The sequence below is a fragment of the Gemmiger formicilis genome (genome assembly GCF_016901605.1).
In the GTDB taxonomy this organism is placed as follows: domain Bacteria; phylum Bacillota; class Clostridia; order Oscillospirales; family Ruminococcaceae; genus Gemmiger; species Gemmiger formicilis_B.
In genome coordinates this window covers 1-219 of the sequence record NZ_JACJKP010000896.1, presented here as the reverse complement: position 1 = coordinate 219, position 219 = coordinate 1, and the positions used below count along the sequence as shown (strand labels likewise).

Annotated in this window: 1 protein-coding gene; it reads left to right on the top strand. The window is 53.0% G+C overall.

The genetic code is table 11. From position 1 onward, the window contains the following. A partial coding sequence (locus H6B10_RS17165; protein WP_275951116.1) for a 50S ribosomal L9 C-terminal domain-containing protein occupies window positions 1-219 on the top strand: 219 nt, incomplete at both ends.

Below are 219 nucleotides of genomic sequence, written 5' to 3'. Positions count from 1 at the left end.
TTCTCCCTTCCAGCCACTCTGCAAAGCAGTTTTGCTTTACAGTTCTTCAACCTTGACTTTGAATGCTGCAGACACACCTGCGTACAGGCGCACCGTTGCATCATAGCTGCCAAAATCAGCGGCAAAACGGTGACCACCAAAATCAAGGGCGGTGCTTCCGGCAAGCTGTATGGCAAAGTAACCGGCAAGGAAGTGGCGGAACTGCTGACGCAGCTGACC